The following is a 25,531-nucleotide window of genomic DNA, read 5'->3' as shown; positions in this document are numbered from 1 at the left end:
ATGAGGTAGATAGGTTCGAGGTGGAAGTGTGGTGACACATGGAGCTGACGAATACTAATCGATCGAGGACTTAACCAAATATAAAACTTATTTCAATGAAACGTTTATCCAGTTTTGAAAGAACAAAAAAGATTTTTTTGATAAAAATATCGAAAAAACACTTGAAATTATACATGAACATGGTATAATAAGACTTGTCTTTCATTAAGTCTAGTGATGATGGCGAAGAGGTCACACCCGTTCCCATACCGAACACGGAAGTTAAGCTCTTTAGCGCCGATGGTAGTTGGGGGCTTCCCCCTGTGAGAGTAGGACATTGCTAGGCTTACATAAAAATATTCCGAAGTAGCTCAGTGGTAGAGCAACCGGCTGTTAACCGGTTGGTCGTAGGTTCGAGTCCTACCTTCGGAGCCATTCTTCTTGGAGAGTTGTCCGAGAGGTCGAAGGAGCACGATTGGAAATCGTGTAGACGGGTAACACTGTCTCAAGGGTTCAAATCCCTTACTCTCCGCCATTCTTTCGAATAACACTCAAAACAATTACTAATGGCCCGTTGGTCAAGCGGTTAAGACACCGCCCTTTCACGGCGGTAACACGGGTTCGAATCCCGTACGGGTCACCATTTATATTTTATAGCAATAACCAGATGGAGGATTAGCTCAGCTGGGAGAGCACCTGCCTTACAAGCAGGGGGTCGGCGGTTCGAGCCCGTCATCCTCCACCATCTAATTAATTTTACTCAATATTGTTGTCGCGGGGTGGAGCAGTGGTAGCTCGTCGGGCTCATAACCCGAAGGTCGTCGGTTCAAATCCGGCCCCCGCAACCAAATGGTCCCGTGGTGTAGCGGTTAACATGCCTGCCTGTCACGCAGGAGATCGCCGGTTCGATCCCGGTCGGGACCGCCATTTTTAAAAAAGATACATTAGAAAATATGGGTCAGTAGCTCAGTTGGTAGAGCATTAGATTGAAGCTCTAAGTGTCGGCGGTTCGATTCCGTCCTGACCCACCATATTTCTTTTCAAAACGCCGGTGTAGCTCAGTTGGTAGAGCAACTGACTTGTAATCAGTAGGTCGAGGGTTCGACTCCTTTCGCCGGCACCATTTTGGAGGGGTAGCGAAGTGGCTAAACGCGGCGGACTGTAAATCCGCTCCTTAGGGTTCGGCGGTTCGAATCCGTCCCCCTCCACCATTTTTAAAACAGGGGCATAGTTCAAAGGTAGAATAGAGGTCTCCAAAACCTTTGGTGTGGGTTCGATTCCTACTGCCCCTGCCAATCATTTAAATATTAATAGTGGCGGTTGTGGCGAAGTGGTTAACGCACCTGATTGTGGTTCAGGCATTCGTGGGTTCGATTCCCATCAGTCGCCCCATTTTTTCATTTAAAGATAAGTTAACATTATAATGGCGGTTGTGGCGAAGTGGTTAACGCACCTGATTGTGGTTCAGGCATTCGTGGGTTCGATTCCCATCAGTCGCCCCATTCATTTCATAAAATAAGAAATTAACATATAACATTGGGGTATAGCCAAGCGGTAAGGCAACGGATTTTGATTCCGTCACGCCTAGGTTCGAATCCTAGTACCCCAGCCATTACGCGGAAGTAGTTCAGTGGTAGAACACCACCTTGCCAAGGTGGGGGTCGCGAGTTCGAACCTCGTCTTCCGCTCCAATATTGTGGCGGCATAGCCAAGTGGTAAGGCACAGGTCTGCAACACCTTTACCACCGGTTCAAATCCGGTTGCCGCCTCCAGTATTTTTTAAATCGGATATTCCGGTTTTTTTTAATTAAACTAATAATTTTACTTTTAATATGCGGAAGTAGTTCAGTGGTAGAACACCACCTTGCCAAGGTGGGGGTCGCGAGTTCGAACCTCGTCTTCCGCTCCATATCATTTGTGAGATTTTGCCAGTATGGCGGAATTGGCAGACGCGCGCGACTCAAAATCGCGTTCCGTAAGGAGTGTCGGTTCGACCCCGACTACTGGTATCTGAAATGTGAAAGAATCCTTGTTATATCAAGGGTTCTTTTTTTGTGTGTAAAAAATGTAGAACACGGAGATACAATAGCAGACGTTTTTGGAAAGCTGCAGGCTTTCGTAGAGCAATTTTGGACTTATAACGTTAGCTAACGGGGTTCTCTTTCTGATGATTGGAGTTATAAGGTGTATTTTAAATTTCGTAAAATAGTGAAGTGATGATCCGTTATTCAAGTAAAAGGGCTTTGATCCAAGAAGGATTAAAGCCCTTTTTGTCGAACTGCTTATATTAGTAAAGGTACAGTTTACTTAAAGAAAGAATGGTATTCATTTCTACAGAATACTAAAGTAAATTGTATACTAGAAAAATTTAGAGTAGGAAGTGTGTATATGAAAGTAAATGAAATGTTGAAAATGAATAAGGAAGGCTGGGAAAAATCAGCAGAACGTTTTTTCGGAAGAACTGCTCTTCCTGAATATGGTCCCTTTTCTTTAACCGAAAATCATCTTAACTTATTCGGTGATATTTCGGGTAAAAGTGTTTTGGATATTGGCTGTGGTAGTGGACATTCATTAGAATACATGGCGAATAATGGAGCAAAAGAATTATGGGGATTAGACCTCTCAACGAACCAAATAGAAACTGCTAATAAGTTATTGTCAAACCAACAAGTTAATGTGAATTTATTTGAATCCCCAATGGAAGAAAACCCTGGAATACCGGGCAGTTACTTTGATATTGTTTATTCTATTTATGCTTTAGGATGGACAGTTGACCTAAAACAAACATTATCTAATATTTATAGTTATTTAAAACCAGGTGGAATTTTCATATTTAGCTGGGAACATCCTATTCATGATCGAGTGACCTATGAACAGTCATCATTTAATTTTAATAAATCTTACAATATTGAAGGTCCAGAGTATAATGAAGCATGGCATAATAATGTTGTTATTCATCATAGGAAACTAAGTACATATATAAATACACTAATAGAATCAGGATTTATAATTGAAAAGGTAATAGATGACGTTGTATTACCTGATACTCCCACGGAAAATCCTTCAAAATGGTATTCAACTCAAAAGGCACAACTAGTTCCTGCAACTTTTATAATAAAAGTATCTAAAAGTAGATAAAAGGTTTTTAGATTATTGCTAAACTAACGAGTGCTAGAGTTTAAGATAAAGGCTGCCTAATAGCAGTCTTTTTTGCTTATTTAGCTATCGGAGCATGTTAGTTAAAGAAAAATGTTTTAGCTTGTTCCACAATCGGGCTATATTAATAGAATAATATCAGAAGAAAAATTGGATATTTATGTTAAAATATAAGAGGTATTGTAAAAGGGCTATAAGCATATGACTGAGAGATTATCTTGTAGCTTTCATGTTTTCACTCCTTGGCAATCGGGTGCTTTAAAAAAATCAATAGGTGGTTAAAAATGATGAATGGAATAGAGATTTTGAATATATTTGGATTTAATGTTAAAGAAGAGCCTATAAGCATTTATCCATATTCACCAGTATATCGAGTGAAATATGGTGTAAAGGATGTTGTTGTAAAACGTACGCAAAAAAGAGCAAAGAATGTAATGTCTTATATACATATGCTAAAAGATAAAGGGGTAAATGTTGTAACACCAGTTAAGTTACAAGTAGATAACCCACAAAAATATGGGGATACAAATTTTGTTGTTTATCCATTTATAGAAGGCGAGAAATACTCGGGCAAAGAAAAAGAAGTCTATGAAGCTGGAAAAATGTTAGGACAAATTCATAGTTTTTCACCTGTTTCAAATGCATATGATCTTCTTGAATACGATGTTTACGATTTTAATCAACAAGAAGTAGAAGAGAGTATGGAAGCAATTATACAACATGCAGACAAAGCTGGAGTTGAAATTGATACAAGGTTACAAATAAAGTTACTAGAAAGTGTTGCGAGTCAACAGGAAATTTACGATGCAGGGTTACCACATGTTGCAACGCCTCATGATTTTAAAGCAAATAATTTGGTTTTAATCCCAGAACCATATTTAATTGACCCAGATAACGCTGCTTGGATACCAAGAATCTTTGACCTAGCTCTGGCATTACTACTATTTCATAATGAGCATGAAGAGGCGCCAGACGAAGTTTTTACAACAGATGAATGGGAATTATTTTTATCAGGGTATAAAGAATATATTGTTTTAACCGATCATGAAAAAGTATTTTGGGAAAAGGCGAAACAACACGTTTTTCTCGATGAAGTAATGTGGTTAATGGCTGAGTATGAAGAGGACTGGAAAAATACTTCTCAACAAAAATTGTTTAATAGCTTAATTCGTGTTGTGATTAATAGTGCAGACTATAAACTGAAATAAAAAGCATGGTAAAACTAAGCTCTATAGTTTTACCATGCTTCTTCAACTAACAAGGTTTGTCCTTTCACATCTAGGCGAATGCCAAAGAATATTAATACTTACCTACATAATCTATACCGAGAGGAGGATGAAATTAATGCAATATAACTATGAGCGAGATCATAGTCAGCCAAGTTATCATTATCCGTACCATAATATGTACCCAATGCACACAAGCTACCCATCATATCAGGGGGGACATCATGGACATCATGGACACCACCATCATCACCACCACCATGAGCACCATCACCACCATCATCACCACCACCGTCCATATGGCACAGAATAATATAAAGACATAGAAAAATAAGCAGGGGTTACCCTAAAAATGCATAAAAAAAAATGCCAGACACAAAACCAATGAAAGGTATTGTGTCTGGCATATTTTCTTGTTCAATAATTCTTCTTTAATAAGTACCGTAACGGATATAATACCGCTTTATATTAATAGTCTTCATTATAGGGCGCAGTTCAAAATTGCATAGTAGGTGCTTTTTTATTTTCAATCAGCTTAAATACAAACATTTGACCAGTTGCCATTAATGCAGATACAGTCCAATATAGGGGAATTGCTGAAGGCATAACGCTAGCGCTTATATAAATCATAATAGGGACAACTATATACATCATCCATTGCCCTTGCATCGGTTTTTGTGCAGAACTGTTCAGCTTCGTATTGATTACGAGTTGAAGTAGAGTAACTGCAGATGCAATAATAATCATCCAATAATCAATAGCACCTAAGTTAAACCATAAAAATGTTTCATTTAAAATATGCTCATTTCCTCGAATTGCATAGATTAAACCTAATACAACAGGTAGTTGAATTAATGCACTAATACATCCTGCCTTCATTCCAGCTATATTATCACGAGTAATGTGAGCTAATTCCATTTTAATTTCAAGTTGTTCTTCTGTTCTCTTCGTGTGTTGTAATTTTTCTTGTAACGTGGCTATCTTTTCACGCATTTCCTGAGTATTAGTATTTTTCCTCATTTTAATTTGCGATTGATATGCTTTGAAATTTGGAAAAAACAATATTAAACGAATGATAACAGTTAATACAATTATGGAAAGTCCATAATTACCGAGTAAAGCAAACAGTGAATCTAAGAAATTTGATAATGGGTTAACGAATAAAATATTGAACATATATACTCTCCTTTTATAATTTTTATATTATAAAAGGATGTATGAATGTTCCTCATTGTCTGATTTACGATATATTGTTTTACGTAGCCATTTTATAAAAAATATTTGACACGGTTTATTTTGAATCCATTCATCATGAATAACAGGTAAGTTGAAGTTAATTTCAATCGGTATTTTAAATATGGATAAATTAGATATAAATCTACATGTATATATTTTTAGGAATGGCGTGTAAAGAACAAAATAATTGTAATCACTGATGAGGGATGTTAAAAATAACAATAATTCCAATTTATATCACCTCATTGATACTATAGCATAGCCAGGTCAAATGATGCGACAATAAAAATTGCTAATTTCACATTTCAAAAGTGATCGATTTCTTTCGCATACATTGTTCAAATCACATCTTTTAGCTACTCTTGACTTGTAAAAGCTAGAATTATAGGAATATTTCTAGCATAAAAGGACATATTTTAGCCGTAGCATCTAGCTAAAAATCAATGTAAAATAAAACATATTAAGCTAATAAACAATGTAGTCTAGAAGAACGCCTTTATTATAATGCATTTCATAATAATTGGTGCTTTAAATATGACATGAAAAGGGTAGGTAAATATGCCGGACAAATTAAATTTAAAATGGATTAAAGCAGCTAGTTATGAAGAAATGAGTAAAATTGCAGCAGATTTATTTATGGAACAATTACATGAAAAACCGGAAAGTGTACTAGGTATGGCCACAGGTGGAACGCCAGAAGGTTTTTATAAAGAAATGGTCGCACGTTATAACGCAGGAGAGATATCCTTTGTTCATACAAAGTCTTTCAATTTAGATGAATATGTTGGAGTAGACCCTAAAAACGTAACAAGCTATCACTATTATATGGATCAAAATTTATTTAACCATATTGATATAAAGCGTGAAAATATTCATGTACCAGTAGGGAATACGGACGATTTAGCTACTACTGCATTAGAGTATGATGCGGCAATTGCTGCTGTCGGCGGGATTGATATGCAACTATTAGGTATCGGGGTAAATGGTCATATCGGGTTTAATGAGCCAGGAACACCTTTTTCATTAGGAACAAATGTAGTAGAGCTAACAGAATCGACGCGTGAGGCGAATAAAATTTATTTCGATAAGCTAGAAGATGTGCCAACACATGCAATTACAATGGGTATCGATACGATAATGAAGTCGAAAAAGATTGTGCTATTAATTTCAGGTGCTTCGAAGCAAGAAGCGATGAACCGCTTACGTAGTGGGGAGATTACTGAAGACTTCCCAGCAAGTGCCCTACACAATCATGGAGATGTAACAGTTATTTATACAGGAGTGAAGTAGGAGGCGTAATTGCCCCCTATTTTTTATTTGTCAACAATACGCCGCTAATAACGGCTAAGCCACCAATTATTTGTGAAATTTGCAGTTGCTCCCCTATAAAAATTACTGCAAATATGGCAGCGAATAATGGAATAAAGTTCAAATAAATACTTGCTTTATTCGCACCAAGAGATACAACACCGCTATTCCAGCTAAGAAAGGCTACAATTGATGCGAAAATTCCAACATAGAAAATGGCACTTATCGTTTTTAGTGACCAGTCGATTGTAAAAGAACTAGATATGAGCTCATACACTGTAAATGGTAGAAGCATGATAGCCCCAAGTGCAATCGTTACGAGAAATGTTGAGTAACCTGGTAAACGGCCCGCATATTGTTTAATAAGCAAAGAATAAACGCCCCAGCAAAAGACTGCTACGAGAACGATTAAATCTCCTTGATTAAATGAAAACTGCGCAAGGCTACTAAATGAACCTCCTGAAATAATAAAAAGCACGCCTGTAAGCGATAATGCGGTACCGAGTATTTGAAATTTCGATAGGCGCTCCTTTAAGAAAATAAACGATAATATGTAAATAATAATGGGTGTCGATGAGTTCATAAGTGAAGCATTGATCGACGTTGTATAATGTAGTCCGATATAGACAAGAGTATTAAAGCTTGCCACACCTGTGACGGCAAGTATTATAACAGCTGGCCAATGGGCTTTTACACTTTCCCATTCTCGCTTTGTACGACGATAAGCTAGAGGGAAGAACACGATAAATGCTGTGCACCAACGAAGGAATGCGAGTGTTATAGGAGGAATATCATCTGCGACAGCACGCCCAATAACAAAGTTTCCTCCCCAAAGGATTGTCGCAAGAATTAGCAAAAGCTGTGGAGGGAATTTCATTTGAATATCTCCTTTAATTAACTTTATTAATATCCATTATAGTAATAGTTTGGGAATAATAGTGATGTAGTTTAATACAATAGCGTTTATGCTACAATAACGAGAAGATAGAAGAAGGAAGGCGAATGTTTTGAAAATACGGCCAGCAAAATTAGAGCAAGGGGATACAGTAGGGGTTGTAGCACTTAGTAGCCCGTTAAAAATGGAGCAACTTCCATTAAAGCTTGAAACGGTAGAAAAATTAGGATTACGCTATAAGCTTGGAACTACAGTATCTGAACACGAAGGTTATTTAGCAGGCAGTGATGAGGAACGTGTTGCTGAATTACACGCAATGGTAACAGACCCTGAAATTAAGGCGATTTTTTGTGTGCGGGGCGGCTATGGTATTGGTAGATTGTTAGATAAAATCGATTATCAGCTACTTGAGGAAAATCCAAAAATTATTTGGGGATTTTCTGATGTAACAAGCTTGCACTTAGCAGTAAATGAATTTTCGAATCTCGTAACATTTCATGGACCGATGTTATCAGATGGAGATAGTCCGTTAGATGAGCTCTCTGCCAAGATGTATCACCAGCTTTTTATGCCAATGGAAGTACAATATAGTGAAATGATAGCACCTCTAAAGACAATTGTTCCTGGCGCTGTAAGAGGCGAATTAACAGGTGGTAATTTAAATCGCATTGTTGCGACACTTGGGACAAAATTTGAAATTGATGTGCGTGATAAAATCATCGTCATGGAAGATATTGATGAATCATTAGAACATATCGACGGCATGCTTAATCAATTGCGTTTAGCGCGTAAGCTTGAGCAGGCAGCTGGTTTTGTTGTAGGGGATTTCAAGCGTCTAGGGGAAGGTGTTACAGAAGAAGATTTACTGCGTGTTGTATCACATTATTTAGCTCCTCTTGGCAAACCAGTGTTAGCGGGCTTTAAAATTGGCCACTGTACTCCAAATATCGGTATTCCTCTTGGGGTAGAGGCGATTTTAGATGCAGACGAGAAAGTGCTAAGAATTTTACCTGGTATCCAATAAAGTGAATCTTCATCAGTGGTGGTTTTCCCTCATCCCCCACTGATTGTTAGAGGGACCAATCACGTTCAAAACGCCACGTCCTGTGGCTTTCACCTGACTAGGACATCCTGTCCGTCGTCGGGCATTTACGGGCAGTTGCCCCCCCCACTAAGAAATTTTAGTTTCACTTAACTCCTTGAAGTAGGGGATCTTACTGCCCGTTAATCTGCGATAAAATTTATGGGGATGTACGATAAGTAAAAAACTTATCATACACCCCCTTTTTCGTAACGAATGCAAAAGATTCAATTGATTTTGTAGTTTGTTGGCATTTGCTAATAGTTGGTCATATGAAATGGGTCACAAAGTAACTGGTCAATGGATATTGGTTTAGCATTAGATTGCATTTAAGCAAAGCTGCACTCGTTACGACCCGGTTTGGAGTCTCACCGCACCGAGATTAAAAGTACGCAGAATCGTCAAAATCAATTTCAATTTGATAGTTTTTCGCATTAATAGCGTTTGATAAACGATGTGCCTGTTTTTCCACTTCATTCGCACGTGCACGGTATATAGCTGGATCGTACAATGCAATTCGGTAAAATGTCATTTCACCAGAGCTATGGAAGTAAGATTCTTTTTCTGACATTCCTAGTTCCTTTGCTTGTCCAGCCTCGGCACGAAGCTGTGTCGCAAGCTCAATTGCTTCAACAAGTGCCAATTTCTCACCGTTAAATAGTACGTGATTGTCTATGTTTGCACGGTAAATAAGGCGGTCTAATGTGCGGGCATCTTTGCGGACGATAGCGAGTTCTGCTTCTACATGCAGTAACCCACGTTCAGGTAATTTTGGCTCTTCCCCTTTTTCCACAATCGTATGTGCAACGCGAGAAATTTCATGAGTGAGCTCTTGAATTTTTTTGTTTAAAATACTTTTTAATTTAACTGCTTCAGCTAATGTTATTATTGGTCTCATCCTTTCACAGTGTAGTAGTTGGGTGTTCTTTAGAAAGTAGGGCTATTGTATAATCACCGCCATTTACTTGTGTAAACATTTTGCCAGCAGAGGCAAGTAATTGCATGCATTCCTCATCTGTCAGCGACGGGCGTAAATAAAAAATTTGTAGAGCATCGGTTGTTTGTTCTGTTACCGCTGTACGCTGCGAATCAACAAACGGACTACCGAATGGACCTTCGTCATCATGAGAATATAAAATATTTTTCAGCGAATTGAAACGACCATTTAACCCTTCATAGCTAGTATCATCATTTCCTAGCGAAATCGTTATGTCCCCTTCAAGTTTATTGACATCATAAATCCCGATTGGAATCTCGTATTGCAACGAGAAGAAATTATTAATATCAACTGCTGAGTGAAATGGTGTTAAATAGTTTTGTTTTGCAATTCGGCGCATTAAGCTTTCGGCTGAATGACGGTAGCGGTTCGGATCTGCGCCAAGCAATTTCCAAAGCGCTCTCCACTCTGCAATACCTGGACGTTCTGTTACAGGTGTTTCCTGCATTTCTAAATAGAGATTTTCCTGATAAAGCTGTGTACGGCCTTTAATCATTTGAGGAGAATCTGACACGACAATTTTGTTATAATAAATAATGCCTATTTTTAAGTCGTATGTAGAAAGTGAATCATGTAATGAAATGTTAATAGAAATCACCTACTAGTGTTATTTATATATATTGTATCAGTAAGGAGAGAAAAGTTGAAATGAATGTCACCGCGTTACAGACAGAGCTCATTTCTTATGCCAAGTCAATCGGTGTCGATAAAATAGGGTTTACGACTGCCTCACCGTTTCTAGAATTAAAAAATCGTTTGCGCCGCCAGCAGGAATTAGGCTTTCAATCAGGCTTTGAGGAGTCAGATATAGAAAAACGAACAGAGCCAACTTTATTATTAGATCGACCGGAAAGCATTATTGCTATTGCACTTGCTTACCCTTCAAAAATGGAAAATGCTCCTGTAGGTAAAAAAGGAGAGCGCCGCGGAATTTTTTGCCGTGCATCTTGGGGTGTGGACTACCATGTTGCCGTACGGGAGCGGCTACAACTGATTGAACAATGGTTACACGAACGTGTACCGAATGTGAAAATTAAATCAATGGTCGATACAGGAGAGCTTGTTGACCGTGCTGTTGCCGAGCGTGCGGGCATCGGATGGAATGGCAAAAACTGCTCGATCATAACACCTGAATTCGGCTCTTATGTGTATTTAGGAGAGCTTATTACGAATATTCCATTTGCGCCAGATACGCCGATAGAGGATGAGTGTGGGGATTGTAGATTATGTATTGATGTTTGCCCTACAGGTGCGATTGTAGCACCTGGACAGCTTAATTCACAGCGATGTATAGCCTTTCTAACGCAAACAAAAGGCTTTTTACCCGATGAATTTCGTAGTAAAATAGGCAACCGTTTATATGGCTGTGATACGTGTCAAACCGTTTGTCCAAAAAATAAAGGAAAGAGCAATTGGATTCATGAAGAATTTAAACCAGATCCAGAGCTTGCAAAGCCTTTACTTAAACCTCTTTTATCGATTTCTAATAAAGAATTTAAAGCGCGTTTTGGGCATGTTTCGGGCTCATGGCGCGGGAAGAAACCGATACAGCGAAATGCCATTTTAGCTTTAGCGCACTTTAAAGAAGAAGCTGCTATACCAGAATTGCTAACATTACTCAAACAGGACGAGCGCCCAGTAATACGTGGAACTGCTGCGTGGGCACTTGGCAAAATAGGCGGTGACGGTGTCGAGGAAGCACTTCTTGCAGCTAAAGAACGAGAACAAGATGAGGAAGTAATAGCCGAAATTGAGAAAGGGCTAGCTTTTTTAAAATAAAGAAAGAAGGAATTTTTAGTGCCATTGCATATTGTTTTATACCAACCAGAAATTCCAGCAAATACAGGGAATATTGCTCGTACATGTGCTGGAACAAATACAAGTTTACATTTAATTCGCCCACTCGGCTTTTCTACAGATGATAAAATGCTAAAACGCGCGGGACTCGATTATTGGGAGCATGTGAACGTTGTGTACCATGATTCACTTGAAGATTTTATTGCCTATAGTGAAGGCGGCGATGTGTATTTAATTGAAACTTATAGTGATGAGCCTTTTACAACACATGATTTTAGTAATCAGGAGCGCGATATTTACTTTATGTTTGGGAAAGAAACGACAGGGTTACCGAAGGATTTTGCTTATGAGCGAAAGCATATGTGCTTACGAATTCCGCAAAGTGATCATGTCCGTTCTTTAAATTTATCGAATACAGCAGCAATCGTTATATACGAAGCATTGAGACAGCAAGGCTACCCGGGATTAAAATAGTATGTAACACCTCTTTTCGTGGAGCTGACATTTTACTGACATAATAAGATGGTATTGTGAAAATTAGTATAAATGAAGAGGTGTAACATGTATGACAACAATATTAGTAGTGGATTGCGCCTTCAGATCAAAATGGTGATCCAATGGGAATGCCTGGTGAGAATAGCAATGAACAAACACAAGCTACTGTAATTGATAAAAATACAATTCTTGCATTTGTTATTTCGTTTATTTTATTAATAGTTGGGCTGATCTTTGTGAATAAATTTAATTGAAGAGGGCGTTAAAAAAAGTACTCTACCCAAAACTTTTGGGTAGAGTTTTTCTTAAAATAATAAGAAAGTATAAATTTCTGGAGTTTGAACAGTGTCTTGCTTCAGCGCCCAGCCCCTCGGTCAAAAGCGGAAAAAATGCTTTTGATTCGGGTCTGCAAGCAGCTATAGGGGCTAAGCAGGGCGCTTGCGCTTTTCTAACAATATGCTAAAATAAATCATTCATTTTTTGAGGAGTTTATAGTATGAATGAACAACAATTTGATAAGTATTTGAATATTAATACGATTGGGGATCAGTATGGATTTCCAAAGCTAGCTCATTATCACCGCTATGAACCTACACCTTATGCAGGATTAGAGCAATTATTTGCACATTATGAAATGCCTAAAAATGCGGTCTTTATCGATATGGGGTGCGGAAAAGGAAGGGTACCTATTTATGTTCACTCTAAATTTAAAATTGCTACAGTAGGGATAGAAATGGATACCGGCTTTTTTGCAGATGCTATTAAAAACCGTGAAAATTATCTTCAAAACAAAAATTCACACGTACCGATTACCTTCATCCATACGATTGCAGAAGAGTATAGTATAAAACCAAACGATAATGTTTTTTTCTTTTTTAACCCATTCTCCATCCATATATTTCGTACGGTAGTTCATAATATTTGGAAGTCATATGAGCAAAATATGCGTGAAATTCATATTATTTTATATTACCCGCCCTATGATTATTTACAATTTTTACATCATGGAACGACTTTTGAGCTAATACATGAAGTACATTTGGAAAATGAAAAAAATATAAACGAGCGCTTATGTGTGTTTGCCATAAAATAGAGTGGTGTTTGAGTAATTGGGAGTTATCATCAAAAGTGGTAGATGCTATATACAGCGCAAACAACACTCCGAGCCGACGCGCATCCAAGGTATGGCTCCAGTCTCCTATGACTGTCGATGCCCTTTCGCCACAGGTAGTGATTTGCTATTCCCGTAGGAAGTATTGCTCTGTAGCAAAAGGTGAATGCAGTGTGCAGACAATTATTGGAAAATAATTTTGGATAATACATTTTGTTATATATCAACGGGAGCTATAGTTATGAGTCTATAATATGTGCAAGTTGATTGGAGTGGAGCCAGCGTGACTCCTTGGGGATTAACGTCACAGATGAGACCCCGCAGCGCAGTGAGGAGGCTAAGCGGACGCCCCCAGGAAAGCACGCTGGCGCAACGGAAATCAACCTCGAGTTATGGTGAATATGTAACATTGAAGTGTACAACGAAAATAAGAGAAGGGGATATTCCGGAAGTATTGCTACTTCAGAATATCCCCTTTCATCAGAAAATAAGATATTATAAACTTCTGGAGTTTTGGCATTGTCTAGCTCCAGCGCCCAGCCCCTCGAGGTCGCTTCTGTCACTCAATCGAAAGCGGGAAAGATGCTTTCGTTTGCTGGCCAGCAAGCAGCTGTCGGGGCTAAACGGGGCGCTTGCGCTTTTCTTATTCTACATATATCTTTCAATTGCTTGTTGAAGTTTTGCTTTTACATTGTCACCAGCTTCGATTGTAAGACGTACGAAGCTTTCGTCCATATCAAGTGCTTCTGAAAGTAAACTACTTAATCCTCTTGCTTTTCGATCGACTTGCATTAAAATTTCAGCATAATTGTCAGATTGAGCTAAGAAAATGATTTCTAACTCGTCTAAATGACGACGATATGCTTGATTTGTTGGTATGAATTCAAATTCCTGAACGAACAAGTAGTTCCGACGTAAGCGTGCAGAGGCAGCTTCACAGTCCACTTTACGCAGTCTGAAACCAAGTTGTTCAACAGATTGTAATATATTGGAGGCAAGAGGTGTTGGCTTTACTTCGATATAATCTTGGTCAGTTGGGTCTACCGCACTCTTAATATCAAGTCCCGTATGAATCCAAACACGAGTTTGCCCCATTGTGACCGGTACGTCTGCTGGTAGCACAAAAGAGAACGGAATATTATGAAGTTCATTTGCTCTTATTGTAAAGGCTTCGTTCACTTTGATTTTTTTGATTACTGCTGTTTCATTATATTTTGTGTCGTTCATTTCTTTAATATAGTTTGTTGAAAGCGTTAAATAAATGGTATCGATTTGTTGCTCTGTATTGCCGCCTTTTATTTCAATTACACCACTTACGACTTCTCCTGCTGTATAGGAAGAACGATGTAATTTAGTATCGACTGTTGCTGCACCAATACCAACGCTTGCTAAAATTTTATTGAAAAGGGACATATCCATACCTCCAAAATTTATTTGTAGTATGAATACGTCCACCTATAAGAAAAAGTTTCAGGCTATTGAATATCTACAGTTATATCTTCCATGATTGGCATGTTCGTAATTTGTCCTGAGCCTTTAGAATAATATATTTGTGGTGTTAATATAAGTGACGTAGCATCTGGATGTAAACGATCAATCGTTATACTCAATTCAAAAGAGCGCCCTTCGTCAGGACTAAATCCGCCATTGCCATTGACGCTATAGACATTCCCTAAATTATCCTTCACCTCTATAATATCTGAAGTTGCATGTGGCCATTCTTTAATCGTTGCCTCATCTACATATTGCTCATAATGAATAATCGTCGATAATGCATTTTGTTCAATCGAGCTTACAACAATTTGCACACCATCTAATTGCCCTGTTGCATGGACAAGTTTTACTTCATTTTGTAATTTCGGTAGCTTGAATTCAAACTGCCAATTACCTTTGTATGTTACCTCTGCTTGTGTTCGAATTTCGTACGGATTCCAGCGCACTAAAATTTCCTCAGGTGCTCCTTTATCAAAATGTGGTGTGAACTTTTCGATACCGATATACGTTGTGTCATTTATTTTTTCAATGGAACTAGTTCCTGCATATCCACTTGCAGATTTTACAGAAAAGTGGCCATTAACATATGGTTGTTCCCCTAAATCTTTATCCGTTTCAATAGCATAAGTAAGTGATACAGATGTACCATCAAACACTGCATTTTCAATCATAATAGAAATACCTTCACTTGATTGGACTTGCTCTATAACGGTCGCTAAATCACTAAAGTTGCTATTCAGTAAATGTGTATTAGTATAGTCAACTATATTTTTCATAAATGGTATTTGTGACGCGAGAGAAGGGAAGGCAAACGGTGTTGTAACCGTTGCACCAAGCAAAATGACAGCTGCAATGGCAAATTTGCGCCAAACAGGATGTTTTTTCTTTTTGCCAAGGACATGATGCTGGACACGTTTTTTCTCTAGCTCAGTAACTTCAACAGGCTCGATTTCCTCTATATTTAAATTGGCAAATTGTTTGTAGTCTTTCATATGAACAACTCCTTTAAATTAGGGGATTGTGCTAATTTTTTCTTTCCTCGGTACAATCGGTTATCGACTGCAGCTTTAGTAAGTGACAAAGCATCCCCAATTTCACTATTGGTCATCTCTAAAAAATATTTCATCATGAAAATATCGCGATCTAGTTGCTCTAGGTTGCTAATTGCCAGGAGCATTTCATTTTTACGCTCGCGTTTGAGAAGGGTCTTTTCGCTACTACTTTCAGGCTGCTCGTGACAGTCCACTAGTTCTGCTTCACGTGAATTTTGTTTGTCGAGTGAGCGGTAGTAGTCAATTGCTTTATACTTTGCAATCGTGCCAATCCAACTTTTAAAATCTGTAGCTTCACCTTTAAATTGATCCGCGTGTTTCCATACTTCTAAAAATACGTCATTCACACATTCATCAACAGCGGAATGTTTGCCAAGAGGTGTCAGTACTTTTAAGGCAATTGCTTTAACAAGAGGCATATATTCCTTGATAATGTATTCAAGTGCATCTTCTTTTTGTTTTTTCAAACGTTTTATAAAATTATGTTGTGAAGTGGCCATATAAAAGTCTCCTTAATTTTTTGAAAAAGCTTTTTCACTAACTACAACGAATTGAAAATGTAAATATTCTCATAAAAATAAAAAACTGACCCAAAATACATTGGATCAGTTTAAGTATAAAGTGAATCTTCAATTAGTGGGGGTCTTACTGCCTGTTAATCTGCGATAAATGAATTATTCACCATCAACAGTAAAGATAATGCGGATTCCGTTTGGATCTTCAGTAGAAAATGCTTGTTTTCCACCATAAAGAGGCGCAACTGTGAATTGTTCTATTTGGTAGCCAGCAGCAAGAAGTTTTTCTTTTACTTGCTCGGCATATTCTTCGTTTTTTAATACGATTGTATATGATTTTAAGCCGATATTATTGGCTGGCGCCTTTGCACCACCTTGACTATGCCAAGTATTTAACCCAATATGATGGTGGTATTTTCCTGTTGAAATAAAGAGTGCCTGACCGCCATAACGAGTTACTACTTCATAATCAAGAACTTTAGTATAAAACTGCTCCGTAGCTTCTAAATCAGCGACAGATAAATGAATATGACCCATTACAGTCCCTTCAGGTAAACCATTCCACTGTCCATCTGCTTCCGCTAAAATTGGATTGAAATTTAATCGATCTGTTACCATATGCACAGATCCGTTTTGCCAAGTCCAATCGCTTTCAGGTCGGTCAACGTAAATTTCGATACCATTGCCGTCTGGATCATTTAAATACAGAGCTTCACTAACATCATGATCAGATGCACCGAGGCGGACATTTAAGTTCACGAAATGCTGAACGATATTACCTAAATCTTTGCGAGTAGGTAGTAATAATGCAAAGTGATATAAACCTGTTAGACCATCACGCAACGGTAATGCATTATCCACTTGTACGAGTGATAATAGACTTGTTTTACCATCAAATGTTAAATAAGCAGTTGTTTCATCTTGCTGTAAAACAGAAAAACCGATGATCGTTGTGTAATATTGAAGTGAACGCTCTAAATGTGAAACTTTTAATTGAACATGTGAAATATATAAATTTGGTTTTTCATGAAAATGAGTGGGCATAAGATAAGCTCCTTCTATAGTTATCTTTTATAATCTAGTTACTTTATGTAAGTAATTATATTTACAACTATAATTAAAGTCAAGAAAAGTATTTAAACAATTTGAGAGTCATAGAAAATCTTCACTGTTCAATTGATGCGATAGCTATTTTTAATTGCTTATCCAAAACAAAAAAGACAACCACAAAAAGTGGTTGTCCTTTTATATTAGCTATTAAGAAGGATTAGTTTTCTTTTGAAAATGGTTTACCTTCATAGCCTGCAGTGAAGATAGCAGTTAAGAATGCTGCACAAACACCAAGAATTATGATTAATTTCATGGAAGTATCCTCCTCATGTTTCTATAAGTTCTTCCATAAGTATAGCCTAAATGTAAAATGTTTACTACCTAATTTTGTGAACGAATTGGTTCAAATATTCTAATTGGGGAATACTTTATTATGAGGGAGGGAAATTTTTATATGGAAAAAGGAAACGACAAAATAGTGAATGGCAACATGACTAATAATTTGGAAGATGTTATATGGCTTGGTAAACAAATGGAGAATATGCGTGACGGGCAGCAATTAAATGATGATGATCGTATTGTTGATCCACAGCAGTTTGACGCAGAATGCCCAAAAGAAAAGTAAAACAAAGGAGCCGACTCTACATATTTTTCAGACGGCTCCTTTTCCATTAAATTTTCAATTCATAGCCTTTTAATTCATCACGCAATTTAGCCTTTAAAAACTTGCCTACTGATGTTTTAGGAATTTCGTTTAAAAAGACAACATCATCTGGGAGCCACCATTTTGCGAATTGGCCTTCAAGCGAGTCGATTAGCTCTTCTTTCGTTGCATTTGCACCTTCTTTTAATACGACGCAAGCGAGCGGGCGTTCCTGCCATTTTTCATGTGGAATGGCAATAACAGCTGCTTCAAAAACAGCAGGGTGTGTCATTAACGCATTTTCTAAATCAACAGAGGAAATCCACTCTCCGCCAGATTTAATTAAATCTTTTGTCCGATCCGTAATTTTAATATAGCCATCTGTAGTTAAAACAGCGATATCTCCTGTATATAACCAGCCATCACGAAATGCCTCAGACGTACGTTCATCTTTATAATATTCTTTCGCAATCCATGGCCCACGTAAGCGCAGTTCCCCCATTGTAGTGCCATCCCACGGGACAGGCCCGTTTTCGTTGACAACTTCTGATTCAATTAGTGGCACAGTTAAGCCTTGTGTTGCACGGATGTTCAGTTTGTTTTCATAATCTAAATCTTCCATAGCAGTTGTGTAGTTCGATAAGCTAACAACAGGCGATGTTTCCGTCATACCATAGCCGACGATAAATGGAATACCAAGTTTTTGTTCGAATGCACGAATAAGTCCTTTTGGTGAAGCTGAACCACCACAAACAATGCCGCGTAAAGATGACAGGTCGCGCGGATTTTTTTCCTGCTCCTGTAACACACCAAGCCAAATCGTTGGAACACCTGCAGTAGTCGTTACTTTTTCTTGTTCAATTAAATCGAGTAAAATAGCTGGGGTAAACATCGGACCTGGAAGTACTTGTGTCGTACCAAAATTGACAGCCGCAAAAGGCATTCCCCATGCATTTACATGGAACATCGGCACAACAGGCATAATGGTATCCTTTTCACAAAGTCCGAGTGTATCTGCTAAACCAAGCGTAATACTGTGTAGCACGAGACTACGGTGTGTATACACGACACCTTTAGGCATACCAGTCGTTGCACTCGTATAACACATGCCAGCCGGTGTATTTTCATCTAAATCCTCCGGGAACTCGAAGTCCTCTGATGCATCTGCTAATAGCTGTTCATATGAATAGACGTTTTCAAAGGTTGATTCAGGTACATTGAAATCATCTTGCATAACAATAATATGTTTCACAGTTTTTAAATAAGGAATTGCTTTTTCGAATAGTGGGAATAAATCGCCATCAATTAAAATAATCTCATCTTCTGCATGGTTAATTACATAAATAATATGTTCAGGTGCAAGGCGAATATTGATCATATGAAGAATTGCACCAGCACATGGTACAGCAAAGTAAGCTTCTAAATGTCGATGATGATTCCAAGCAAATGAACCGACTTTTGTACCGTGCTTCATTCCAAGCTTCGTCAATGCATCGGCAAGTTTTCGTGTACGTTTTACGTAATCCTTATAAGGTATTCGATGCGTCATCGTAGGGCTTGTTCTTGAAATGATTTGCTTTTCTGGATAGTAGCGCTCAGCACGCTTTAAAAAACTTGTTAATAATAACGGTGTATCCATCATAATGACCAGCTCCTTTTGCAAATGAGAGTTTTCAAATGACAATGCAGCGGACAATAGCAATATTAGCTTGTGGTAATCAACCTCCTACTCTATATAGGAAATATTATACATAAAGTAGAAAAAATAAGCGATTAAAAGATTAATAGGTTTTATTTTCAACAATATAAAAATTCGGTAGTCGAAAGAAATGGAAAATCCGTATATAATGAAACTATTAAACTAAAAAGGAGAGAGCAAAATGCATTTGCAAAGCACGAAAACTTTATCAAACGGTGTAGAAATGCCACTATTAGGGCTCGGTGTTTATAAAATGACCGACCCGGATGAGACGATTCAAGCTATAACAAAAGCGCTACAAGTGGGTTATCGTGCAGTAGATACAGCGGCACTTTATTACAATGAAGCTGAAGTTGGCGAGGCGATTCGTTACTCTAATGTACCTCGTGAACAGATTTTTGTTACTACTAAAGTATGGAATAGTGACCAAGGTTACGACAATACATTGCGAGCATTTGAAACTTCGTTGAAAAAACTCGGTATGGATTATGTAGACTTATATTTAACGCACTGGCCTGTAGCGGATAAATTTACGGATACATACCGTGCGATTGAACGCTTATATGAAGAGAAATTAATTCGTGTACCAGGCGTATCAAACCATCATCAGCATCATTTGGAAGAACTCATGAAAACTGCAAATATTGCACCGATTGTGAATCAAATAGAAATCCATCCATATTTATCACAGGAAAGCTTACGTGCGTTTTGTGCGGAGCATAATATTGCTGTCACGGCATGGTCTCCACTTGGACGCGGAAGTGTACTAGAAGATAAAGACATTCAGTTAATTGGTGAAAAGTATGGAAAAACTGCAGCACAAATCGTTTTACGTTGGCACTTGCAGCATAATATTATAGCTATTCCAAAATCAGTTACACCTCACCGTATTGAAGAAAATACGCAAATTTATGATTTTGAATTAGCTGTTGAAGATATGCAGGCACTAGATGCGCTCAATCAAAATAAGCGTTTCGGCCAAAATCCAGACAATTTTCATTTTGATTTTTAATTATAAGGGGGATTAAATAATGACAATATCAACAACTATTACATTAGCAAACGGAGTAGAAATGCCACGCATCGGTTACGGCGTATTTCGTATGCGTGAACATGAAGTAGCATTTAACGGAGTAAGTGAAGCTCTTAAAGCAGGTTATCGTGCAATTGATACAGCAGCTATTTATCAAAATGAGGAAGCAGTAGGTGAAGCAATTAAAGCTTCAGGAATTGCGCGCGAGGAAATATTTATTACGACAAAAGTGTGGAACGCAGATCAAGGCTTCGATAATACTTTACGCGCATTCGAAACATCATTAAAAAAATTAGATTTAGATTATTTAGACCTATATTTAACTCATTGGCCAAAGCTAACATTAGCTGAAACATATAAAGCAATTGAACGATTATATGAAGAAAAATTAATCCGTGTACCTGGTGTATCAAACCATCACCAACATCATCTAGAGGAAGTATTTGCGGTAGCGAATGTAAAGCCAATGGTCAATCAAATAGAATGTCATCCGTCTTTATCACAAGATGCTTTACGCGCCTTTTGTGCGGACAATAATATTGCTGTAACTGCTTGGGCGCCTCTTGGTACGGGCATTGTATTCACTCACCCAGTTGTGAAAAAATTAGCTGAAAAATATAGTAAAACACCTGCACAAATTGTGTTACGTTGGCATTTAGAAATCGGTAATATTGCGATTCCAAAATCAATAACACCAGAGCGAATTGTTGATAATTTAAACGTGTATGACTTTGCACTTACAGTAGATGAAGTGACAGCAATTACTGCTTTAAATACTTTCCATCGAACTGGCGCTGACCCTGATAATTTCGACTTCTAAAAAATTATCAAACAATAGAGAATATATGATAAAATAAAATCGAATTATATATAAGGGAGGATTTTTTTCATGGCATCTGCATCACATAAAGACGCAAAAATTGCACCAGAGCGTTTAGAAGAAGCGTTATTAAAACGCGATCGTTTAATTATCGAATTATTAGTAAAAGTACTAGATGAGAAGTTAGTTATCGAGCGTCCAGTATTACGCGAACGTTTAGGAAACTTAGTACAATTATCTGACAGTGATGATGAGTTGAAAGAAACTTTATTCGCTTTAATTAACGAGCTATAACAAAAGTAAAACGACAATCGGCAGCGTGCCAATTGTCGTTTTTTATTTATTTCCCCAAATTTAGTTTTACCATGGGCGAAAAAGGTGTTCCCACGGGCGAATCTCGTGCTCCACGGGCGAAAACCGGTGTCCCACGGGCGAAAACAGTGTTTCCACGAGCGAATGGGTACTTTAGTAATGAATTACTGATCCTTCACCACGATGCTTTCATTTAAAAATGGATGCAAGAATTCAAGCTGGATTGCGTGTAATTCGTAATCGCCACTTGCTGTTTGACGTGCGTTGTACATCGTATCCCCAACGATTGGGTGACCAAGATGCGCAAGATGTACGCGAATTTGGTGTGTGCGACCTGTTTCAAGAACAAGATGCACGACGCAAGTACTTTTAAAGCGTTTGACAACTTCGTAATGTGTTACAGCGTGTTGGCCAGTTGGGGAAACAACACGTCGCGTATTATGATGACGGTCTTTACCAATTGGGGCATTTATCGTGCCGCTATCTGTGCGAATATTGCCTTGTACTTCCGCTGCATACGTTCGAATAATTGATTTCTCTTCAATCATTCGGTCAAAAATAGATTTTGCTATCGGGTGTTTTGCAATGAGTAACAAACCTTTTGTACCTTGATCAAGACGATGAACATGCTCTGCATAATGCCCGCCGTTATCGTCAATATAAGACATAACATGATTCATGCAAGTGTCTCGGTCCCATTCGTCATTTGGGTGCGTCGACATGCCTTTAGGTTTAGACACGATTAAGCAGTGCTCGTCTTCATAGCGAATATCAACATCACAATAGTCTGTTGGCACATAGCTTGAAGCGGGAATGTCATACTCAAATTTTATTATTGTCCCAGCTTTTAATGGATCTTTCCATAAAACAGGTGTGCCATCCTCAAGTGTGATTGCTTTTGCCATACGTAGCTCATGGACGATTTTTTTACCAAGACGCCATTTATCACGTAGTAATTCCTCTACAGTTTGTCCGTCTTGTACGATTGTGTAATGAAACATGTAATTTCCTCCAAAAAATAATCGTGCCCGTTATAGTCGAGCACGATTACATAATTATTCTAAGTTAAGGCTTTCGAAAAATTCACGAATTGACTTTTTGTCGAAGTCCCCTACTAAACGCGTTACTTCTTTTCCATCATTAAAGTAAATTAATGTTGGAGTTGCTTCTAAATTATATTTTTGCCATTGATCTGGATATTCTAATACATTCATCTGATCAATATGAATACCTAGCTTTTTGGCAATGGGCATTAATTTAGGTGTCATCTGCATACAGTATCCGCATTCAGGGCTAAATAAATACGCAAAAACGGGCTCACCAGAAGCAATTTTCGCCTCTAAAGGCTCAGGTAAAATAATATTTTGATAGTTTTTATTGCCTAATAAGTCGATAGTGGATTGTCGTAATTCGTCCTTATCATAAGGGTTTTTCTTTAATTTATCACTGTTTGACATGTTTGTTAATACAATAATTGCAACAAATAATGCAACGACAACTCCACCAATAATAGCAAGCTTCTTCAAATTATTTTTCCTCCTTTAATACTTTCATCATATAAAAGCTTAAGGCAGCTATGATGATAAATGCTGTTAATGCTAAAAACGGAATCGTAATAAAGCCGAGCCAGTTAATATATTGCCCTGTGCAAGGTACTAGTCCACATGCTGGTGCGGAGTCAGTTAAAAAGTCTAGCTTTTGAATTCCATAATGATACAAAGAAATACTGCCACCAATGATAGCAAATACAGCTGTTGTAATTGCTATGCGTGCATTTTTTTGTATGTAAGCAATAGTTGTCATAATAACGATTGGATACATTAAAATACGTTGATACCAGCACATTTCACATGGTTCATAGCCTCTAATTTCTGAGAAGTACAATGACCCAAATGTAGCAACGAGTGATACAACCCAGATGCTAAGTAAGCTATTTTCCAGTTTTTTATTCATACGCGCCTCTCCTGCATAAAAATATTTGCCGTTTAATTGATTATAGATAAAACAGAAATAGAAGTAAATTATTAAGATTTGTTGGTAAACATATATTATTATGGAGTATTTTAAACTTTTTAGAAGGAGGAACTTATGAGCGAGCAATTAGACATGTCACAATTTGAAAAACCGATGATTATTCGAGAAATGCAAATGGAGGACATCGATGAAATTTTGGAAATACAGCGTGTATCTTTTCCTGGAATGATACCTTGGGAGAGGGCTCATTTGCATAGTCATTTATCCATTTTTCCAGAAGGACAAATCGTTGCTGAACTCGATGGTAAAGTTATTGGTTCATGCTCGAGTTTGCGTATAAATTTTGATGAATACGATGATCGTCATACGTGGAACGATATTACTGATAACGGATTTATTACAAATCATGATCCGGATGGCTACAATTTATACGGTATTGAAGTGATGGTACACCCAAATTATCGACGTATGAAAGTGGGACAAAGGTTGTATGAGGCGCGGAAAGATTTGGCACGTAGCCTTAATTTAAAGTCAATAATTATTGGTGGACGTATTCCAAATTACCATATCCACGCTAGTGAAATGTCACCTCGTGAATATGTCGATGCGGTTAGCCGTCATAAAATTTATGATCCGGTATTAACATTCCAGATGATGAATGGTTTTATTTTAATGAGGATTAACCCAAATTATTTAACCGATGATGTCGCATCTGGTAAGTACGCAACATTAATGGAGTGGAATAATGTCGACTATAAGCCATTATCAAAGCGCCATTTTAAAACGAGTTATCCAGTACGTATTTGTGTCGTACAATATATGATGCGTAAAATTAGCTCATTTGAAGATTTTGCACAGCAATGCGAATACTTTGTGGATGTTAGTTCGGATGCGGGCTCTGATTTTGTTGTATTCCCAGAAATTTTCACAACGCAACTCATGTCATTCTTGCATGAAAAATCACCATCACAAGCTATACGCAAGCTCACAGAATTTACACCGCAATATATTGAAATGTTTACGAATTTAGCTGTGCGTTACAATGTCAATATTATTGGTGGCTCGCATTTTGTGAAGGAAGACGATGAGGAAATTTATAATATTGCCTATTTATTTAGACGGGATGGTACGATTGAAAAGCAATATAAAATTCATATAACACCGAATGAGCGCAAATGGTGGGGGATTAGCAGCGGCGATGTCATTGAAGTTTTTGATACGGATTGCGGTAAAATTGCAATCCAAATATGCTATGATATTGAGTTTCCAGAAATGGCGCGCATTGCAACAGATATGGGCGCGAATATTATTTTTACTCCGTTTTGTACAGAGGATAGGCAAGGCTATCTTCGCGTGCGTTATTGTGCACAGGCTCGCGCGGTTGAAAATCAAATTTACACAGTTATTTCAGGCACAGTGGGCAATTTACCTGAGACGGAAAATATGGATATTCAGTACGCGCAATCTGGTATTTTTGCACCGAGTGATTTTGAATTCGCCCGTGACGGCATTGTTGGGGAAACGAATCCCAATTTAGAAATGGTATTAATCGGTGATGTTGATTTAGAAATTTTACGTCGCCAACGCCAGGACGGTACGGTGAAGCATTTAAAAGACCGCCGACATGATGTGTATCGTGTGGATTATTTAAAATAACA

The 25,531-nt window shown here is 37.9% G+C and carries 25 protein-coding genes, 17 tRNA genes and 1 rRNA gene; 31 read left to right on the top strand and 12 right to left on the bottom strand.

Going from position 1 to position 25,531, the window contains the following annotated elements; genetic code table 11:
* Positions 1-209: 209 nt before the first annotated feature.
* From rrf to AAFN87_RS14335, 21 genes are all read left to right on the top strand, one after another.
* Positions 210-325: ribosomal RNA gene (gene rrf, locus AAFN87_RS14435) — 5S ribosomal RNA — on the top strand.
* Positions 326-339: 14 nt separating this feature from the next.
* Positions 340-414 (top strand) — tRNA-Asn (locus AAFN87_RS14430).
* Between the two features lie 8 nt (positions 415-422).
* Positions 423-514, top strand: a tRNA-Ser gene (locus AAFN87_RS14425).
* A 33-nt stretch (positions 515-547) separates the two neighbouring features.
* Positions 548-622, top strand: a tRNA-Glu gene (locus AAFN87_RS14420).
* A 26-nt stretch (positions 623-648) separates the two neighbouring features.
* Positions 649-724: transfer RNA gene (locus tag AAFN87_RS14415), tRNA-Val, on the top strand.
* A 28-nt stretch (positions 725-752) separates the two neighbouring features.
* Positions 753-827 (top strand) — tRNA-Met (locus AAFN87_RS14410).
* Positions 828-830: 3 nt separating this feature from the next.
* A tRNA-Asp gene (locus AAFN87_RS14405) sits at positions 831-906 on the top strand.
* Positions 907-934: 28 nt separating this feature from the next.
* Positions 935-1,010 (top strand) — tRNA-Phe (locus AAFN87_RS14400).
* Positions 1,011-1,026: 16 nt separating this feature from the next.
* A tRNA-Thr gene (locus AAFN87_RS14395) sits at positions 1,027-1,102 on the top strand.
* 4 nt (positions 1,103-1,106) lie between these two features.
* Positions 1,107-1,190: transfer RNA gene (locus AAFN87_RS14390), tRNA-Tyr, on the top strand.
* Positions 1,191-1,200: 10 nt separating this feature from the next.
* Positions 1,201-1,274: transfer RNA gene (locus tag AAFN87_RS14385), tRNA-Trp, on the top strand.
* Positions 1,275-1,295: 21 nt separating this feature from the next.
* Positions 1,296-1,371, top strand: a tRNA-His gene (locus AAFN87_RS14380).
* Positions 1,372-1,405: 34 nt separating this feature from the next.
* A tRNA-His gene (locus AAFN87_RS14375) sits at positions 1,406-1,481 on the top strand.
* A gap of 35 nt (positions 1,482-1,516) precedes the next feature.
* Positions 1,517-1,591: transfer RNA gene (locus AAFN87_RS14370), tRNA-Gln, on the top strand.
* 4 nt (positions 1,592-1,595) lie between these two features.
* Positions 1,596-1,670: transfer RNA gene (locus AAFN87_RS14365), tRNA-Gly, on the top strand.
* A gap of 7 nt (positions 1,671-1,677) precedes the next feature.
* Positions 1,678-1,751: transfer RNA gene (locus AAFN87_RS14360), tRNA-Cys, on the top strand.
* Positions 1,752-1,813: 62 nt separating this feature from the next.
* Positions 1,814-1,888 (top strand) — tRNA-Gly (locus AAFN87_RS14355).
* Between the two features lie 18 nt (positions 1,889-1,906).
* A tRNA-Leu gene (locus AAFN87_RS14350) sits at positions 1,907-1,988 on the top strand.
* A gap of 379 nt (positions 1,989-2,367) precedes the next feature.
* On the top strand, positions 2,368-3,117 hold the full coding sequence (locus AAFN87_RS14345) for a class I SAM-dependent methyltransferase (protein WP_347791759.1): 750 nt from the start codon (positions 2,368-2,370) through the stop codon (positions 3,115-3,117).
* 302 nt (positions 3,118-3,419) lie between these two features.
* Positions 3,420-4,343, top strand: a complete 924-nt coding sequence (locus tag AAFN87_RS14340) for a phosphotransferase (protein ID WP_347791758.1) — start codon at positions 3,420-3,422, stop codon at positions 4,341-4,343.
* A gap of 136 nt (positions 4,344-4,479) precedes the next feature.
* Positions 4,480-4,674 (top strand): hypothetical protein, encoded by a 195-nt coding sequence (locus AAFN87_RS14335; RefSeq protein ID WP_347791757.1) that lies wholly within the window; start codon positions 4,480-4,482, stop codon positions 4,672-4,674.
* Positions 4,675-4,856: 182 nt separating this feature from the next.
* Here the strand turns inward: AAFN87_RS14335 and AAFN87_RS14330 are convergent, their stop codons facing one another.
* A complete protein-coding gene (locus tag AAFN87_RS14330; protein WP_347791756.1) occupies positions 4,857-5,537 on the bottom strand; it encodes a YidC/Oxa1 family membrane protein insertase in 681 nt (226 codons plus the stop codon).
* A 618-nt stretch (positions 5,538-6,155) separates the two neighbouring features.
* On the opposite strand from AAFN87_RS14330, the gene nagB reads away from it, so the two are divergent.
* Positions 6,156-6,887 (top strand): glucosamine-6-phosphate deaminase, encoded by a 732-nt coding sequence (nagB, locus tag AAFN87_RS14325; protein ID WP_347791755.1) that lies wholly within the window; start codon positions 6,156-6,158, stop codon positions 6,885-6,887.
* A 16-nt stretch (positions 6,888-6,903) separates the two neighbouring features.
* On the opposite strand, the gene AAFN87_RS14320 is transcribed toward nagB, so the two are convergent.
* Positions 6,904-7,782: a DMT family transporter gene (locus AAFN87_RS14320; RefSeq protein WP_347791754.1), complete on the bottom strand. Its 879-nt coding sequence runs from the start codon at positions 7,780-7,782 to the stop codon at positions 6,904-6,906.
* Positions 7,783-7,912: 130 nt separating this feature from the next.
* Between AAFN87_RS14320 and AAFN87_RS14315 the strand changes: the two genes are divergently transcribed.
* Positions 7,913-8,824: a S66 peptidase family protein gene (locus AAFN87_RS14315; RefSeq protein ID WP_347791753.1), complete on the top strand. Its 912-nt coding sequence runs from the start codon at positions 7,913-7,915 to the stop codon at positions 8,822-8,824.
* 439 nt (positions 8,825-9,263) lie between these two features.
* On the opposite strand, the gene AAFN87_RS14310 is transcribed toward AAFN87_RS14315, so the two are convergent.
* On the bottom strand, positions 9,264-9,779 hold the full coding sequence (locus AAFN87_RS14310) for a hypothetical protein (protein ID WP_347791752.1): 516 nt from the start codon (positions 9,777-9,779) through the stop codon (positions 9,264-9,266).
* A gap of 4 nt (positions 9,780-9,783) precedes the next feature.
* Complete coding sequence (locus AAFN87_RS14305) at positions 9,784-10,467, bottom strand: B3/B4 domain-containing protein (protein WP_347791776.1); 684 nt, start codon at positions 10,465-10,467, stop codon at positions 9,784-9,786.
* A gap of 59 nt (positions 10,468-10,526) precedes the next feature.
* Here AAFN87_RS14305 and queG point away from each other — a divergent pair, with 59 nt between their 5' ends.
* The 3 genes from queG (at position 10,527) to AAFN87_RS14290 (ending at position 13,263) form a co-directional block, all read left to right on the top strand.
* Complete coding sequence (gene queG / locus AAFN87_RS14300; protein ID WP_347791751.1) at positions 10,527-11,657, top strand: tRNA epoxyqueuosine(34) reductase QueG; 1,131 nt, start codon at positions 10,527-10,529, stop codon at positions 11,655-11,657.
* A gap of 18 nt (positions 11,658-11,675) precedes the next feature.
* Positions 11,676-12,149 carry a tRNA (uridine(34)/cytosine(34)/5-carboxymethylaminomethyluridine(34)-2'-O)-methyltransferase TrmL gene (gene trmL / locus AAFN87_RS14295; RefSeq protein WP_347791750.1) on the top strand — a complete coding sequence of 158 codons (474 nt, stop codon included), beginning with the start codon at positions 11,676-11,678 and terminating at the stop codon, positions 12,147-12,149.
* A 517-nt stretch (positions 12,150-12,666) separates the two neighbouring features.
* Entirely contained in the window at positions 12,667-13,263 is a 597-nt protein-coding gene (locus tag AAFN87_RS14290) for a class I SAM-dependent methyltransferase (RefSeq protein WP_347791749.1), read from the top strand.
* A gap of 666 nt (positions 13,264-13,929) precedes the next feature.
* Here the strand turns inward: AAFN87_RS14290 and AAFN87_RS14285 are convergent.
* The 4 genes from AAFN87_RS14285 to AAFN87_RS14270 all read right to left on the bottom strand — a co-directional run bounded on the left by AAFN87_RS14285 (position 13,930) and on the right by AAFN87_RS14270 (position 17,386).
* Positions 13,930-14,694, bottom strand: coding sequence for a sporulation protein (locus tag AAFN87_RS14285; protein ID WP_347791748.1), 765 nt, complete (start codon positions 14,692-14,694; stop codon positions 13,930-13,932).
* Between the two features lie 62 nt (positions 14,695-14,756).
* The gene (locus tag AAFN87_RS14280; protein ID WP_347791747.1) at positions 14,757-15,767 is read right to left on the bottom strand and encodes a DUF4179 domain-containing protein; all 1,011 of its coding nucleotides are present in this window, start codon (positions 15,765-15,767) and stop codon (positions 14,757-14,759) included.
* Positions 15,764-16,327, bottom strand: a complete 564-nt coding sequence (locus AAFN87_RS14275; protein ID WP_347791746.1) for a sigma-70 family RNA polymerase sigma factor — start codon at positions 16,325-16,327, stop codon at positions 15,764-15,766. The genes AAFN87_RS14280 and AAFN87_RS14275 overlap by 4 nt, the downstream gene beginning before the upstream one ends.
* A 174-nt stretch (positions 16,328-16,501) precedes the next feature.
* Positions 16,502-17,386, bottom strand: coding sequence for a VOC family protein (locus AAFN87_RS14270; protein WP_347791745.1), 885 nt, complete (start codon positions 17,384-17,386; stop codon positions 16,502-16,504).
* Positions 17,387-17,846: 460 nt separating this feature from the next.
* On the opposite strand from AAFN87_RS14270, the gene AAFN87_RS14265 reads away from it, so the two are divergent.
* Positions 17,847-18,017 (top strand): multidrug ABC transporter ATPase, encoded by a 171-nt coding sequence (locus AAFN87_RS14265; protein WP_347791744.1) that lies wholly within the window; start codon positions 17,847-17,849, stop codon positions 18,015-18,017.
* Positions 18,018-18,063: 46 nt separating this feature from the next.
* Here the strand turns inward: AAFN87_RS14265 and AAFN87_RS14260 are convergent, their stop codons facing one another.
* Entirely contained in the window at positions 18,064-19,677 is a 1,614-nt protein-coding gene (locus AAFN87_RS14260; RefSeq protein WP_347791743.1) for a long-chain fatty acid--CoA ligase, read from the bottom strand.
* Positions 19,678-19,915: 238 nt separating this feature from the next.
* Between AAFN87_RS14260 and AAFN87_RS14255 the strand changes: the two genes are divergently transcribed.
* The 3 genes from AAFN87_RS14255 (at position 19,916) to AAFN87_RS14245 (ending at position 21,881) form a co-directional block, all read left to right on the top strand.
* Complete coding sequence (locus AAFN87_RS14255; RefSeq protein WP_347791742.1) at positions 19,916-20,746, top strand: aldo/keto reductase; 831 nt, start codon at positions 19,916-19,918, stop codon at positions 20,744-20,746.
* 19 nt (positions 20,747-20,765) lie between these two features.
* A complete protein-coding gene (locus AAFN87_RS14250) occupies positions 20,766-21,587 on the top strand; it encodes an aldo/keto reductase (RefSeq protein WP_347791741.1) in 822 nt (273 codons plus the stop codon).
* A gap of 69 nt (positions 21,588-21,656) precedes the next feature.
* Entirely contained in the window at positions 21,657-21,881 is a 225-nt protein-coding gene (locus AAFN87_RS14245; RefSeq protein ID WP_347791740.1) for a phosphate-starvation-inducible protein PsiE, read from the top strand.
* A gap of 182 nt (positions 21,882-22,063) precedes the next feature.
* On the opposite strand, the gene AAFN87_RS14240 is transcribed toward AAFN87_RS14245, so the two are convergent.
* Genes AAFN87_RS14240 through AAFN87_RS14230 form a run of 3 tightly spaced genes read right to left on the bottom strand, consistent with a single transcriptional unit; the run spans position 22,064 to position 23,852 of the window.
* Entirely contained in the window at positions 22,064-22,900 is an 837-nt protein-coding gene (locus tag AAFN87_RS14240; protein ID WP_347791739.1) for an RluA family pseudouridine synthase, read from the bottom strand.
* Between the two features lie 54 nt (positions 22,901-22,954).
* Positions 22,955-23,425: a thioredoxin family protein gene (locus AAFN87_RS14235; protein ID WP_347791738.1), complete on the bottom strand. Its 471-nt coding sequence runs from the start codon at positions 23,423-23,425 to the stop codon at positions 22,955-22,957.
* 1 nt (position 23,426) lies between these two features.
* On the bottom strand, positions 23,427-23,852 hold the full coding sequence (locus AAFN87_RS14230; RefSeq protein ID WP_347791737.1) for a disulfide oxidoreductase: 426 nt from the start codon (positions 23,850-23,852) through the stop codon (positions 23,427-23,429).
* A gap of 135 nt (positions 23,853-23,987) precedes the next feature.
* On the opposite strand from AAFN87_RS14230, the gene AAFN87_RS14225 reads away from it, so the two are divergent.
* Positions 23,988-25,529, top strand: a complete 1,542-nt coding sequence (locus AAFN87_RS14225) for a GNAT family N-acetyltransferase (protein ID WP_347791736.1) — start codon at positions 23,988-23,990, stop codon at positions 25,527-25,529.
* Positions 25,530-25,531 lie beyond the last annotated feature (2 nt).

This window comes from Solibacillus sp. CAU 1738 (assembly GCF_039888725.1).
Taxonomy (GTDB): Bacteria; Bacillota; Bacilli; order Bacillales_A; family Planococcaceae; genus Metasolibacillus.
The sequence above is the reverse complement of the archived record's forward strand: the minus strand, read 5'-3'. Positions and strand labels throughout refer to the sequence as shown.